Origin of the sequence: Diaphorobacter limosus (assembly GCF_033100095.1) — a bacterium.
GTDB classification, from domain to species: Bacteria; Pseudomonadota; Gammaproteobacteria; order Burkholderiales; family Burkholderiaceae_C; genus Alicycliphilus; species Alicycliphilus limosus.
In genome coordinates, this window is record NZ_CP136921.1 from 152,899 (window position 1) to 166,043 (window position 13,145).

Consider the following 13,145-nt stretch of genomic DNA (forward strand, 5'->3'; position numbering starts at 1 on the left):
CGGCACAGCGCCGTAGTGCGCTAGCGCGTCAGAAGGGTGATTGCGCGGACGGCGCCGCCGTGGGGCGCGCTGCTACTACGGGTATTGCAGCGCGGCCTGTTTCCAGGCGTGCGCGGCGGCGTCGGCGTCGGCGCGTTGCTCGGCCAGCTGGGCCAGGTGGCGCCAGGCACTGGCGCGCAGCGGGGCGTCGGCAAGCTGTTGCGCTGCCTGGGTGAACAGTTGCTGCGCCTTGCCCCACAGCTCGCGCTGCAGGCAGGCCATGGCCGACAGGTAGAGCAGGCGCGCATTGCGCGGATCCGCCCGCTGGGCTGATTCGATGCGCGCCAGCCAGTTGGCGTCCAGGCCGTCCAGGCTGGCCTGCAGCGCCTGCACCACCTTGAGTTGCTGCGCATCGGGCAGCTCGCCCATGCGCTCCCACACTGGCAGCAGCCAGGCGCGCACCTGGGCCGCGTCACCGTCCAGTTGCGCCAGGCGCTGGGCCGCATGCACGGCGATCTCCGGCATGGCGCGCTCGGCGCCTTCCAGCCCAAGCCAGATGCGCTGCAGCTGGGCTGGGTCATGTGCGCTGCCGATCAACTCGATGGCCAGGCCGCGCACTATGCTTTCAGCGGCCACCGGCGAGAACGCGTGGTGCTTGCCCAGCAGGCGTGCGGTCTCCAGGGCCTGCTCGGTCTGGTGCGACATGCGCGCGGCCTTGAGCCGGGCACGCAGCGCCAGGGTGCGCCGGGCCATTCCCGCGGGCAGGGTGGCCAGGCGCTCCAGCGCCATGCCGGCATCGCGTTCGTCCAGCGACCAGCGTGCGGCGCGCAGTTGCGCGCCCTCGCGCAGCTCCAGCATGGGGGCCGGCGCGCGTTCGGGAATCTGATCCAGCGCCTGCTGCAGATGTGCCTCGCGCGTGCTCTTGTCCTGCAGGGCGTGCGAGCTTTCGGCGGCCACCAGATGGGCCAGCGTGCGCAGTTGGGTGCCGTGGGGCAGGCGGTGCTTGGCGTCGTCCAGCGCGCCGGCCTGGGCGATGGCCGACTCTGCCGCCTTGCGCGCGCGCAGAAAGCGCCCGGCCAGCATTTGCGACAACGCATCCAGCAACGCACCGTGCATGGCCCGCTCCTTCTGCTGCAGGCGCCAGAGTCGCGCCCGCACCGGCATCTGCAACAGCTTGGACAGGCCGCGCAGCGCCGCATACAGCAGGGTAAAGCCGCCCAGCAGCAGCAGCACCACCATGTTCAGCGACAGATCCACGCGCCAGGGTGGCCAGAACACGGTGATCGTGCCCTGGTTGTTGCCCGCAAACAGCGCCACGGCGACGGCGGCGCCAAACAGTGCCAGGAACCAGAGTGCTGCGCGCATATGTCGGTGCTCAGCGGCCTGCCGCAGCGGTGGCCAGGGCGGCGAAGCTGTCGTCGAGCTGCGGCAGCTCGGCGGTTTTCATGTGGGACTGCAGTTGCTGCAATGCCGTGGCCGCGCCTTGCGTGCGCCGCGATGCGGGGTCGAAGTATTTGTTCAAGGCATTGATGGTCGCGGCGACATCGGCGCGCGCCGAGTCCATGCGCCGCGCCAGCAGGCCCAGGCGTGCGTTGAGCAGCTTGAGTTTGAGGTTTTCGCGCAGGAAGAAGGCCTGGTCGGGTGCAATCAGCATGGCTTCGGGGTGATCAACTCGGCTCACGCGCACCAGGCCGCGGGTTTCGTCACGCACGCCTTCCCAGGCGCGGCGCAGCGTGCTTTGCCACGGCGACTCGCTGGCGCTGCTGGCTGCTGCGGCGGGGGTGGGCGCGCTTTCAGCCTGACGACGCATCACGGCGGCCTGGGCCACCTGGTTGATCAGCGGCAGGTCGTCCACCTGGCGCACCAGGTCGTCGATGCGCACCAGCAGGCCCGCCGTGTCGGTGACGGAGGCATGCTCCAGCCGCTCCAGGTCATGGCCCATGGCCCGCAGCACCGGCGCCAGGCGCGGCTGGGCGGCGCGCTCGATGCGCTGGCTGGCGCTCTTGAGGGCCGCCACCAGCGGCTGCAGGCTGCCCGTCAGCTGCGCCTGCTGCTGCGCCAGGCGCAGGCCGGCATCTATGTCCACCACCAGGTTTTCGTCGCGTGAGCGCGACAGACTTTGCATGAGTTCTTCCAGCTGACCGCGCTGCAGTGCCACCTCGCCCACGCGCGCCTCTGTGACGGCCAACCGTGCCGAGGTTTCACGTGCCACATCCTGCGCCTGCTGGGCGATGGTGCGTGCCTCCACCGCCTGCGTGCCGGAGTCGGCCGACTGCCGCGCCAGCTGCTCCTGCATATTGGTCACGCGCTGCCACAACAGCACCGAGCTGACCAGCGCGGCGATGGTGAGGATGGCCAGCGCATACAGCGCCACGCCGCCGCTGTGGCCCATGGTTGGGGCCGGCTGTGGGGCTGCCGCTGCGGCAATGGACGGCTCGGGGGCGGACTCAGTGCTCATGAAGCGATTCTATCGACGCGGCTACCTCATTGAATGCCGGGCGACATTCATTGACGCTGCCAAATCCGGCCGCCTGCGCCGCCTGCGCAATGCGCGGGTGCGTGGCCAGTGCGCGGGCCTGGCCCCAGTGCTGGCCGGGCAGGGCGGCGGCCAGGTGCGCCACGGCCTCAGAGCTGCTCAGCAGCCAGACAGAGCCGTCAGTGGCCGCCTGGCGCGCCAGCGCCTGCTGGTCGGCATCGAATTGCGGCGCGCCGCGTTCATAGGCGGCAACAAAGTCCACCGTACCCCCGGCGGCGGCGATCTGCCGCGACAGCCACTCGCGGCCGCTGCCGCCTTCGGCGCCAGGTGTGGTGCCGCCACGCACGATGAGCACGCGGTCGCCCGGGCCGATCTGCGGCGCCACGACCTGCCACAGCGCCTCGGAGTCGAACTGCGCGGCATCGGCAGCGGGTGCGTCGATGTGCTGCGTCGGCAGGCCCGCCTGGCGCAGCGCTGCCACGGTGCCGGGGCCGGGTGCCCAAGCTCTTGTTTTTGTAGCTGTTTGCGCTTGTCCCATAAGCGCTATAGGCAGATTTGAATCAAAAAAATACTGAACGGCATTGCCACTCACAAACATCACCGCGCGGTAGCTGGGCAAGCGCTGGCGCGCGCCGTGCAGCGCCTGGAGCAGCAAGGGCGTGCTGACTGGGTGGATGGCGATCAGCGGCAGGGCGCAGGCCGCAATGCCGCGCGCCTGCAGGTCGGCCACCCATTGCGCGGCCTCGCGCGCGGGGCGGGTGACGATGGCGCGCGGCGCCATGCTCAGCAGGCCGCCACGGCGCCGGCCGCGCGCAGCCTGGCGGCCACGGCCAGACCCAGGGCGTCGGCTTCGTCCAGCGTGCGCACACAGGCCTCGCCCTCGGCGCGCACCAGGGGCAACTGGCCCTCCATGTCGCCCCAGGCGGCCTGCAGGCGCAGCTGGTCGCCGCTCCACTGGCCATGCGCGGCCAGGGGCATGGAGCAGCTGCCGCCCATGGCGCGGCTCACGGCGCGCTCGGCGGTCACGGTGAGCCAGCTGCGCTCATGGGCCAGTGGCGCCAGCGCGTCGCGCAGATCCTGGCGGTCGCTGCGTATCTCTAACCCCAAGGCGCCCTGGCCGGCGGCGGGCAGCATCTGGTCGGGTTCAAACACGCTGCGGATGCGCTCGTGCAGGCCCAGGCGCTTCAGGCCGGCGGCGGCGAGCACGATGGCGGCGTACTGGCCCTCGTCGAGCTTGCGCAGCCGTGTCTGCACGTTGCCGCGCAGCGGCTCTATCTGCAAATCGGGGCGCAGCGCCTGCAGCAGCACCTGGCGGCGCAGGCTGGAGGTGCCGACCACGGCGCCCTGGGGCAGCTCATCGAGCGTTGCGTAGTGGGGCGAAACAAAGGCGTCGCGCGGGTCTTCGCGCTCCATCACGCAGGCCAGGGAAAAGCCGGTGGGCAGCTCCATCGGCACATCCTTGAGCGAATGCACGGCGATGTCGGCCCGGCCTTCCTCCAGCGCCACCTCCAGCTCCTTGACGAACAAGCCCTTGCCGCCGACCTTGGACAGCGTGCGATCGAGGATCTGGTCGCCGCGCGTGGTCATGCCCAGCAGGCTCACGCTGTGGCCGCGCGCGGTGAGCAGGGCCTGCACATGCTCGGCCTGCCACAGGGCAAGCTGGCTTTCGCGCGTGGCGATGACGATGGGGGGGAGGGCGCGGGCAGTGGTCATGGGGAGAGTTTTTTCGGGCCCCGTGGACACGGCTTGGGGCAGCAGGGGATGCTAGCATGCTGCGCTGCAGCACCCGCCATACCCACAGGCGCATCAGGAGACACCCGCGCATGACCGCTCCCGCACGCAAGACAGTAGAAGCCGCGCCTGCCGCAGCCCCGGCACGCAAGATCGACAAGGATCTGCCGCTGATCCAGGACATTCGCCTGCTTGGGCGCATCCTGGGCGACGTGATCCGCGAGCAGGAGGGCGTGGCCGCCTACGAGGTGGTGGAGCAGGTGCGCAAGCTCTCGGTGGCCTTTCGGCGCGACGCCGACCAGGAGGCGGATCGCGCGCTGAAAAAACTGCTCAAGAGCCTGACGGGCGACCAGACGGTGAGCGTGATCCGCGCCTTCACCTATTTCAGTCACCTGGCGAACCTGGCCGAGGATCGGCACCATATCCGCCGCCGGGCCGTGCATGAGCGCGCCGGCAGCAGCCAGGAGGGCAGCATCGAGGTGGCGCTGGCGCGCCTGCGCTGGGCCGGCATTGCGCCGCGCACCGTGGCCCAGACCCTGGCCACCAGCTATGTGGCACCGGTGCTCACGGCCCACCCCACCGAGGTGCAGCGCAAGAGCATCCTGGACGCCGAGCGCGAGATCGCCCAGCTGCTCACCCAGCGCGACGACATACAGGCGCGCGCCCAGCTCTACAACAGCGCCAAGGACGCGCTCACGCCGCGTGAGCTGGCTGCGAACGAGGCCCAGCTGCGCGCCCGCGTGGCCCAGCTGTGGCAGACGCGGCTGCTGCGCTACTCCAAGCTCACGGTGGCCGACGAGATCGAGAACGCGCTGTCGTACTACGAGTCCACCTTTCTGCGTGAGATACCGCGCATCTACGCCGACCTGGAGCGCGAGCTGGGCGGCAACCAGGCCGTGGCCAGCTTTCTGCGCATGGGCCAGTGGATAGGCGGCGACCGCGACGGCAACCCCAATGTCAGCGCCGACACCCTGGCCCTGGCCCTGCGCCGCCAGGCCGAGGTGGTGCTGCGCCACCACCTGACCGAGGTGCACAACCTGGGCCGCGAGCTGTCGCTGTCCAGCAACCTGGTGCAGGTCACGCCCGAGATGCGTGCCCTGGCCGAGCGCTCACCCGACACCAGCGAACACCGCAGCGACGAGCCCTACCGCCGTGCGCTTACCGGGATCTATGCGCGCCTGGCCGCCACGCTCACCGACCTGACCGGCGGCAAGGCCGCGCTGCACGCCGTGGCACCGCAAAACCCCTATGCCAGCGCAGCGGAGTTTTTGGCCGATCTGCGCGTCATCGAGGCCTCGCTGCAATCGCACCGCGGCGCGGTGCTCACGGCCGAGCGCCTGCACCCCCTGATGCGTGCCGTGGAGGTGTTCGGCTTTCACCTGGCAACGGTGGACTTGCGCCAAAGCTCGGATCAGCACGAGAAGGTGGTGGCCGAGCTGCTGGCCAAGGCGCGCGTGCATGCCGACTATGCCGCCCTGCCCGAGGCCGAGCGCCGTGCGCTGCTGATGACGCTGCTGTGCGATGCGCGGCCGCTGCGCGTGGTGGGCGCGCAATATTCCGAGCTGGCGACAAGTGAGATCGCCATCTTCGAGACCGCGCGGCAGATGCGCGAGCGCTATGGTGCCGACGCGATCCGTCATTACATTATCAGCCACACCGAGACCGTGAGCGACCTGCTGGAGGTGCTGCTTTTGCAAAAAGAGGTGGGCCTGATGCAGGGCCAGCTGGATGCCGGCGCGCGCGCCGACCTGATCGTCGTGCCGCTGTTTGAGACCATAGAAGATCTGCGCAATGCCGCGCCCATCATGCGCGAGTTCTACCAACTGCCGGGCATCGCGCAGCTGGTGCGCGCGGGCGGCGGCGAGCAGGACATCATGCTGGGCTACAGCGACAGCAACAAGGACGGCGGCATCTTCACCAGCAACTGGGAGCTGTACCGCGCCGAGATCGCGCTGGTGGCGCTGTTCGACGAGCTGAACGCCGGCCAGGCCGGTGCGCCGATACGCCTGCGCATGTTCCACGGCCGTGGCGGCACCGTGGGCCGCGGCGGCGGCCCCAGCTACCAGGCCATCCTGGCGCAGCCGCCGGGCACCGTGCGCGGCCAGATCCGGCTGACGGAGCAGGGCGAGGTGATTGCCAGCAAATACGCCAACCCTGAAATCGGCCGGCGCAACCTCGAGACCCTGGTCGCCGCCACGCTGGAGGCCACGCTGCTGCAGCCCACCAAACCGGCCACCAAGGCCTTCCTGGAGGCGGCCGGACAGTTGTCGCAGGCCAGCATGGCGGCGTATCGCGCGCTGGTGTATGAGACGCCCGGCTTCACCGACTATTTCTTCAACTCCACGCCGATACGCGAGATCGCCCAGCTCAACATCGGCTCGCGTCCCGCGTCGCGCAAGGCCAACCAGAAAATTGAGGACTTGCGCGCCATCCCCTGGGGCTTCAGCTGGGGCCAGTGCCGCCTGACGCTGCCGGGCTGGTTCGGCTTTGGCGCGGCGGTGCAGGCCTTCATGAACGAGCCGGACAAGGAGCCGAAGGCGCAGCTGGCACTGCTGCAGAAGATGTACCGGCAGTGGCCGTTCTTTCGCACGTTGCTGTCCAACATGGACATGGTGCTGGCCAAGAGCGACCTGGCGCTGGCTTCGCGCTACAGCGAGCTGGTGCCCGACGCGCGCCTGCGCAAGAAGGTGTTCGCGGCCATAGAGCAGGAATGGCAGCGCACGGCCGAGGCACTGACCCGCATCACCGGCGAAAAGCAGCGCCTGGCGGCCAACACGGCGCTGGCACGCTCGATACGCCACCGCTTTCCGTACATCGACCCGCTGCACCACCTGCAGGTCGAGCTGATACGCCGCTGGCGCACCGGCCAGGGCGACGAGCGGGTGCAGACGGGCATCCACATCTGCATCAACGGCATTGCGGCGGGGTTGCGCAATACCGGGTGAGCTTGCGCACCATCAGCAAACCGGCCGCGCAAGGCCCTTGTTGGTTGCGTCCACGGTGCCCAGCAGGTTCTTCCAATAGCTGGGCAGGGCAGACCAGGGGCTGCCGATGGCCTGGTCGGTGACGTACACCAGGCCCGTGTTCATGCGCGGCCGGTTGGCGTCGGTCACCAGCTTCTGCATTTCGGAACAGGTGCTGGCGGTATGCACGAGCATGCCCTGGGCGGTGTTCTGCCTGTCGTAGACCCAGGTGTTGGCGGGCTGGGGGTCGGCGCCTTGGTAGCTGGTGGCGGGCCCGGTGTAGGTCACCAACATGTCGGCCAGGCCGGCATAGCTGGGGGCCGGGTAGGCGCCGGGGTTACCGATGACCTTCAGCCCCTTGTCATTGGCGTAGGCGTAGATGCCCTGGAAAAAGGCCCTGCGGCTGTCATCGGTGGCCATGCCGTCCAGAAAAATGCCGTCAAGTTGCCCGGGGTAGAGGGCGATGTACCTGTCGATGGTGACGGAGACGTCGGTGCTTGAAATCGCCGCATTGGCACCGCCGCCGGTGGCCACGTAGCCAAACACCTTGGCGCGGGGTTGCGCGGTCTTGAGCGCGGTGATGGCCGTGATGAGCTTGTCGTCGGCCTTGGTGATGGCGGCGGTCATGGTGCCGTTGCTGGCGTTGTCCGGCTTCACGATGACATTCATCGCCACATCGGGGTAGCTGGTGGCGCCGTCGGTGAGTGCCGTCCAGGCTGCCGCATTGGAGCCGGCGCTGAAGTAGGCGGGCACCAGCAGTTCCAGCCTGTTGGGCACGGCGCGCACATAGCCGGCAAAGGTGGCGGCGGCGGTGTTGTTGGCCGCGGCCGTGGCCGTGATGCGCACGGCGCCTGTGGGCGTCGCGGTGGGGATGCTGAGCGACGTGGCTGCCAGCCCGCTGCTGTTCGTGGCGACCTGCACCGGGCTGACGCTGCCGGCGGTGGTCGTGAACGTAACCGTGAGGTTGTTGGCGTTGCTGCCATCGAGGCCTGCCTGGACGTTCAGTGCGCTGCTCAATGTGCCCCTGTCGAAAACGTTCGCTTGGGCGTTGGTGATGAAGCTCAAGCTGACGATGCCCGACGGCGGTGGGGGTGCTGGCGTGGTTGGGGCGGTGGATTTCTCCGTCCCGCCGCCGCAGCCCGCCAAGGCGGCAGTCAAGGCCAGCAGAGACGCGATGTGCGATGTGGTGTGCATGGTGGTCATGAGGAGGAAGGTGGATTCCCGCGGTGTTGCATTCATGTTGCTGTTGTGACCGCATGCTAATAGTGCTTGAGGCATCGAAACCGCCGCTTTGAACGGGAAACCCGGCGTTGTTGTGTCGATTGCCCCGGGACTCCATCCCTATCATCGGGATCATGTTTTCATCCATCCACCGCGCCTCGGTTCATGCGGCTGTGCTGGCGGCGACTCTGCTGGCCGGTTGCAGCAACCTGGACGTCCCGCGCGCCGACAACTACCCGGCCACCGGGCAGAAGAAAGCGCGTGCCGTGCATCATTGGGATGTGCTGGCCGACGACGTGGCCGCACGCGTGGCAGAGAAGACGGCCGCCTGGCCCGAGGGTGGACAGCCCATCCATGTCACGGTAGCCGACAACTCCAGTTTCAACCAGGGCTTTCTTAAGCTTCTGCGGGTGCGCCTGCTCAATAAGGGGGTGGCACTGTCCACCGGGCCGTCGGCGCTGGAGCTGGAGGTTCAGACGCAATTGGTGCAGCACCAGGCAGGGGTTCCAAGCAACCTGCCTATTCCAACGCCCTGGACTCTGCTGGGCAGCGGCGTAGGTGTGTGGCGTGATTGGGAAACGCATTACTCCGATCGTGTCTTGCTGCCAGGCGTGGCCACCGCCATCGGCCTGGGGGCGGGTCTGGCCATGGATCTGGCCCAGCGCCACACCCAGGGCGCCGCGGCGGGCGGCCCCACGCGCACCGAGGTGCTCATCACCACCACCCTCAAGACCCAGGATCGCTATCTGGCGGGGTCGGCAGACATGTACTACATCGAACGTGCGGATGCGGCGCTCTACCAGCCCGAGCTGCCGCCGCCGGCGCCTGCGCCGCTGCGCACCTGGAAGGTGGTGGCGCCATGAAACGCCGTGCGGCCCTGGCTGCCGCTGTGCTGGCATGCGCCTGCGCGTTGCAGGGTTGCGCGCAGTATTACTACGGCGACCGGTCCGCAGTGGCGCCGGTTGACCTGGTGGCCAGCAATCATGGGGCTGCCGATGCCTTGCTGGAGCAGGTGGCGCTGAATGCCGAGCAGCCCGTGCTCGTGTCCACCGTGGTGCAACTCGATCGGCTGGGCGAATCCTCGCGCCTGGGGCGTTTGATCTCCGAGCAGCTGGCCGGCCGCCTGGCCCGGCGCGGCCTGCGCGTGACCGAGCTGCGCCTGCGCGAGACGCTGGCCCTGCGGCCACGCCAGGGTGAGTTGCTGCTCTCGCGCGAGGTGGGCGAGGTCAGCCAGGCGCAGGCCGCCCAGGCCGTGCTGGTGGGAACCTATGCGGCCGCCTCTCAGGCGGTATACGTGAGCCTCAAGCTCGTGAGCCCGCATGGCAATGCCGTGCTGGCGGCGCATGACTATGCGCTGCCCATGGATGGGAATGTGCGCGGTCTGCTGGTCGGGGAATATTGAAGCGATCGTCGGCAGGCCTTGGATGCATGGGGCAAGGCCGCCACGGCTGCAAACGGCGCTATGATCGCGCGCATTGGTCGGGAGAGACCGCTGGGCATCCCAACCCAGTGGCGCCGAAGGAGCAACCGCCCCGGAAACTCTCAGGCAAAAGGACCGGCCAGTTCATGACACTCTGAAGAGCGGGCGGATTCGTCATCCTCCCCACCGCAGGAGCAAGCACCCCGCAGCGGCGCGGGTGCGAATCTCTCAGGTTCCAAACAGAGGGGGCGTGCGGCATGCATGTTGCCGTCGCACTCCACCCTTCCGACGTTTGGAGCTTTCATGAAATCAATCGCTGTCATCGGCGGTGGCATCACCGGCGTTACCTCGGCCTACGCGCTTGCCAGGCGCGGCTTTTCCGTCACCCTGTTCGAGCAGCATCGCTATGCGGCGATGGACACCTCGTTTGCCAATGGCGGCCAGCTGTCTGCCTCGAATGCCGAGGTCTGGACGCACGGCTCGACCATCCTCAAGGGCCTGAAGTGGATGTTGCGCGGCGATGCGCCGCTGCTGGTCAACCCGCGCCCGACCTGGCACAAGCTGTCGTGGTTTGCCGAGTTCATTGCCCACATACCGAAATATCGAGAGAACACCATTGCCACGGCACGCATGGCGATTGCCGCGCGCCAGCACCTGTTTGCCTGGGCCGAGGCCGAGGGCGTGGAGTTCGATCTGAAAAAGCAGGGCATCCTGCACATCTACCGTGATCGCAAAGGCTTTGATCATGCGGGCCAGGTCTCCAGGCTGCTGGCCGCCGGTGGACTGGAGCGGCGTGCCGTGACGCCCGAGGAAATGCGGCAGATCGAACCCACGCTGGCGGGCGATTTCTTTGGTGGCTACTTCACCGAGAGCGACTCCACCGGCGACATCCACAAGTTCACCACCGGCCTGGCTGCGGCGTTTGAACGCCATGGTGGGCGCTGCCTGTTTGGCGCGCTGGTCAAGGGCGTGGCCAGCAATAGCGGGGGCGCAACCGTTGACTTCGAGTGCGACGGCGTCACGGAGCGCCGGCATTTCGACGCCATGGTCGTCTGTGCAGGCATTGGCAGCCGTGCGCTGGCCACGCAGCTGGGTGACCGCATCAACATCTACCCGGTCAAGGGCTATTCCATCACCGTCAATCTTCTGGATCAACCGAGCCAGCAGGCCGCGCCCACCGTGAGCCTGCTCGATGATGAGACCAAGCTGGTCACCAGCCGCCTGGGACAGGATCGGTTCCGGGTGGCTGGCACCGCGGAGTTCAATGGCGCCAATCGCGATATTCGCGCCGACCGCATCCAGCCGCTGATCAACTGGGTGAACCAGTGCTTTCCGGATGTCAGCACGCGCCAGGTCGTACCCTGGGCCGGCTTGCGTCCCATGACGCCGAGCATGCTGCCGCGCGTGGGCCCGGGCGCCCGGCCGAACGTGTTCTACAACACCGGCCATGGCCACCTGGGCTGGACGCTGTCGGCCGCGACGGCGGACATGCTGGCCGACATGGTGTGCGCCGCAAGCCGTGCGCGCAGCGCCAGCGTGGTGGCCGTGGGCCAGGCGCCGCTGGCGCAGGAGGGCTAGTCTTTTATCAGTGCAGGGTCAATGCACCTGCGCTCTTGCTCTTGCCGGCGCGTGCCGGCGGGTTGCACAGGCCGCAGGTGTAGTGGCGGTTCTCGTACAGCTCGGTGACGAACTGGCCGCTGCACTGCGAGCATTTGGTGCGCGTGAGCATGCCGGCATCGACGAACTTGATCAGGCGCCAGGCGCGCGTGAAGGACAGCAGGGGCTCGATCTCGGCGGCCGCCACCTGCTCGTTGTACAGGCGGTAGGCCTTGGTCAGCAGCTCCACGCTGTCCAGGCTCACGCCCTTGGACAGGTACTCGTAGATGTTCAGGAACAGCGAGCTGTGGATGTTCTCCTGCCAGGTCAGGAACCAGTCGGTGGAAAACGGCAGCTGGCCCTTGGAGGGCGACTTGCCCGCGATCTCCTTGTACAGGCGGATCAGGCGCTCGTACGACAGCGTGGTCTCGGACTCCAGCACCTGCATGCGGGCGCCCATCTCGATCAACATGGCGGCGCGTTCGATTTGCTTGGACTCGTTGAGGACGCTCTTGACGGGTGCGGACATGGCGGGCTTTCGTTGGCTTGGGGGCGGTGCAGGGGGGCTTGGCTCAGAGCACTTCGGAGACACGGCTGGCCATCAGGATGTTGGCGTGCAGCGTGTTCGTGGCCTCGTTGATCGACTTGCGCGGCGTGTTGTGGTTGGTCAGCAAGCTCCACACCAGGTCGTCGTCCACGCGGAAGCCGCACAGCAGCGTGTTGCGCGAGGCCAGCTTGAGCACCTGGGCCGCGGACAGCGATGCCAGAATGTCGGCCGCATCTTCGTTGATGCCCAGACGGAACACGGCTTCGGCCTTGTCCTGGCGGATCAGGGTCTGGGCCAGCATCAGGTAAGTGAGGTTGGCTTCGCGGATTTCGGCGAGAAGTTGTTCGGAGGTCATGGGTCAATCCTTTCCAGTGGTGGATCGCTTGCAACTGGTTGCATGTGTTGCGTGATCCGTTGAAATGGATTGTGAAACCCGGCCAAAAGAAAATGAAGTCGGGGTTCGGCGCTGCGTGCCGTCCGCTTGTCTGACGCCCTTTGTAGGAGTTTGCCTTACATCGCTGTCGGCATGCGGGCGTAAAAAAACGGGCCGCAGCCCGTTGTGTAGTGAGGCAGGTTCGGTGTCAGTCGGCATCGCCCATTTGCGACTGCAGGTAGTTGTGCAGGCCCACCTTGTCCACGAGCTCGATCTGCGTTTCCAGAAAATCGATGTGCTCCTCGGTGTCCTCCAGAATGTCCTGCAGCAGGTCGCGCGAGACATAGTCGCGCACCGACTCGCAGTAGGCGATGCCCTCCTTGATGGTGGTCTGTGCGCCGCGCTCCGCGCGCAGGTCACATTCCAGGATCTCGGGCACATCCTCTCCGATCTGCAATTTCGCCAGGTCTTGTAGATTGGGCAGACCGTCGAGCATGAAGATGCGCTCCATCAGCTTGTCGGCATGCTTCATCTCACCGATCGACTCCTCGTACTCCTTCTTCGCCAGCCTGTCGAAACCCCAGTGCTTGAGCATGCGGTAATGCACGTAGTACTGGTTGATCGCGGTGAGTTCGTTCTTGAGCTGGGCCTGCAGGTGGGCAATGGCTTGTGCGTCGCCTTTCATGGGGGGGGCTCCTGGTTGTCGGGGGAAGAGCCACATTGTGATCCACTTCGCATGGGCCTGGAGACATGCGGGCCGGAATGTGTGCCGGGGAACTTTTATAGATTTGAACAATCAAACCAATGAATTCAATTGATTGGATTGATTGTCGCCAAGC

General features: G+C 67.1%; 12 protein-coding genes and 1 riboswitch. Of the genes, 4 read left to right on the forward strand and 8 right to left on the reverse strand.

The features are described from left to right. Positions 1 to 75: 75 nt before the first annotated feature. From P4826_RS00805 to hemC, 4 genes are read right to left on the reverse strand one after another with little or no spacing between them, the layout of a single operon-like run. The gene (locus P4826_RS00805; RefSeq protein ID WP_317702122.1) at positions 76 to 1,344 is read right to left on the reverse strand and encodes a heme biosynthesis HemY N-terminal domain-containing protein; all 1,269 of its coding nucleotides are present in this window, start codon (positions 1,342 to 1,344) and stop codon (positions 76 to 78) included. A 10-nt stretch (positions 1,345 to 1,354) separates the two neighbouring features. Continuing rightward, positions 1,355 to 2,437 (reverse strand): uroporphyrinogen-III C-methyltransferase, encoded by a 1,083-nt coding sequence (locus P4826_RS00810; protein ID WP_317702123.1) that lies wholly within the window; start codon positions 2,435 to 2,437, stop codon positions 1,355 to 1,357. Next, positions 2,427 to 3,236: a uroporphyrinogen-III synthase gene (locus P4826_RS00815; protein ID WP_425605196.1), complete on the reverse strand. Its 810-nt coding sequence runs from the start codon at positions 3,234 to 3,236 to the stop codon at positions 2,427 to 2,429. Before P4826_RS00815 ends, P4826_RS00810 begins: the two co-directional genes overlap by 11 nt. Before the next feature lie 2 nt (positions 3,237 to 3,238). Further along, entirely contained in the window at positions 3,239 to 4,168 is a 930-nt protein-coding gene (hemC, locus tag P4826_RS00820) for a hydroxymethylbilane synthase (RefSeq protein WP_317702124.1), read from the reverse strand. Positions 4,169 to 4,278: 110 nt separating this feature from the next. Here hemC and ppc point away from each other — a divergent pair, with 110 nt between their 5' ends. Further along, the gene (gene ppc, locus P4826_RS00825) at positions 4,279 to 7,131 is read left to right on the forward strand and encodes a phosphoenolpyruvate carboxylase (RefSeq protein ID WP_317702125.1); all 2,853 of its coding nucleotides are present in this window, start codon (positions 4,279 to 4,281) and stop codon (positions 7,129 to 7,131) included. Between the two features lie 12 nt (positions 7,132 to 7,143). On the opposite strand, the gene P4826_RS00830 is transcribed toward ppc, so the two are convergent. Next, the gene (locus P4826_RS00830; RefSeq protein ID WP_317702126.1) at positions 7,144 to 8,343 is read right to left on the reverse strand and encodes a spherulation-specific family 4 protein; all 1,200 of its coding nucleotides are present in this window, start codon (positions 8,341 to 8,343) and stop codon (positions 7,144 to 7,146) included. Between the two features lie 161 nt (positions 8,344 to 8,504). On the opposite strand from P4826_RS00830, the gene P4826_RS00835 reads away from it, so the two are divergent. The 3 genes from P4826_RS00835 to P4826_RS00845 all read left to right on the forward strand — a co-directional run bounded on the left by P4826_RS00835 (position 8,505) and on the right by P4826_RS00845 (position 11,368). Then, positions 8,505 to 9,233, forward strand: a complete 729-nt coding sequence (locus P4826_RS00835) for a hypothetical protein (protein ID WP_317702127.1) — start codon at positions 8,505 to 8,507, stop codon at positions 9,231 to 9,233. Beyond that, complete coding sequence (locus P4826_RS00840) at positions 9,230 to 9,772, forward strand: FlgO family outer membrane protein (RefSeq protein ID WP_317702128.1); 543 nt, start codon at positions 9,230 to 9,232, stop codon at positions 9,770 to 9,772. The genes P4826_RS00835 and P4826_RS00840 overlap by 4 nt, the downstream gene beginning before the upstream one ends. Before the next feature lie 68 nt (positions 9,773 to 9,840). Further along, positions 9,841 to 9,938, forward strand: a riboswitch (glycine riboswitch). 155 nt (positions 9,939 to 10,093) lie between these two features. Further along, a complete protein-coding gene (locus P4826_RS00845; RefSeq protein ID WP_317702129.1) occupies positions 10,094 to 11,368 on the forward strand; it encodes a D-amino acid dehydrogenase in 1,275 nt (424 codons plus the stop codon). Positions 11,369 to 11,375: 7 nt separating this feature from the next. On the opposite strand, the gene flhC is transcribed toward P4826_RS00845, so the two are convergent. The 3 genes from flhC to bfr form a co-directional block, all read right to left on the reverse strand. Continuing rightward, the gene (flhC, locus tag P4826_RS00850; RefSeq protein WP_317702130.1) at positions 11,376 to 11,915 is read right to left on the reverse strand and encodes a flagellar transcriptional regulator FlhC; all 540 of its coding nucleotides are present in this window, start codon (positions 11,913 to 11,915) and stop codon (positions 11,376 to 11,378) included. A 43-nt stretch (positions 11,916 to 11,958) separates the two neighbouring features. After that, on the reverse strand, positions 11,959 to 12,288 hold the full coding sequence (flhD, locus tag P4826_RS00855) for a flagellar transcriptional regulator FlhD (RefSeq protein WP_317702131.1): 330 nt from the start codon (positions 12,286 to 12,288) through the stop codon (positions 11,959 to 11,961). A gap of 226 nt (positions 12,289 to 12,514) precedes the next feature. Then, positions 12,515 to 12,991, reverse strand: a complete 477-nt coding sequence (bfr, locus tag P4826_RS00860) for a bacterioferritin (protein WP_317702132.1) — start codon at positions 12,989 to 12,991, stop codon at positions 12,515 to 12,517. Between the last annotated feature and the right edge of the window lie 154 nt (positions 12,992 to 13,145).

Coding starts and splice junctions, on each gene's coding strand:
- P4826_RS00805 (WP_317702122.1), bottom strand. CDS start 1,344: ATGCGCGCAGCACTCTGGTTCCTGGCACTGTTTGGCGCCGCCGTCGCC.
- P4826_RS00810 (WP_317702123.1), bottom strand. CDS start 2,437: ATGAGCACTGAGTCCGCCCCCGAGCCGTCCATTGCCGCAGCGGCAGCC.
- P4826_RS00815 (WP_425605196.1), bottom strand. CDS start 3,236: ATGGCGCCGCGCGCCATCGTCACCCGCCCCGCGCGCGAGGCCGCGCAA.
- hemC (WP_317702124.1), bottom strand. CDS start 4,168: ATGACCACTGCCCGCGCCCTCCCCCCCATCGTCATCGCCACGCGCGAA.
- ppc (WP_317702125.1), top strand. CDS start 4,279: ATGACCGCTCCCGCACGCAAGACAGTAGAAGCCGCGCCTGCCGCAGCC.
- P4826_RS00830 (WP_317702126.1), bottom strand. CDS start 8,343: ATGCACACCACATCGCACATCGCGTCTCTGCTGGCCTTGACTGCCGCC.
- P4826_RS00835 (WP_317702127.1), top strand. CDS start 8,505: ATGTTTTCATCCATCCACCGCGCCTCGGTTCATGCGGCTGTGCTGGCG.
- P4826_RS00840 (WP_317702128.1), top strand. CDS start 9,230: ATGAAACGCCGTGCGGCCCTGGCTGCCGCTGTGCTGGCATGCGCCTGC.
- P4826_RS00845 (WP_317702129.1), top strand. CDS start 10,094: ATGAAATCAATCGCTGTCATCGGCGGTGGCATCACCGGCGTTACCTCG.
- flhC (WP_317702130.1), bottom strand. CDS start 11,915: ATGTCCGCACCCGTCAAGAGCGTCCTCAACGAGTCCAAGCAAATCGAA.
- flhD (WP_317702131.1), bottom strand. CDS start 12,288: ATGACCTCCGAACAACTTCTCGCCGAAATCCGCGAAGCCAACCTCACT.
- bfr (WP_317702132.1), bottom strand. CDS start 12,991: ATGAAAGGCGACGCACAAGCCATTGCCCACCTGCAGGCCCAGCTCAAG.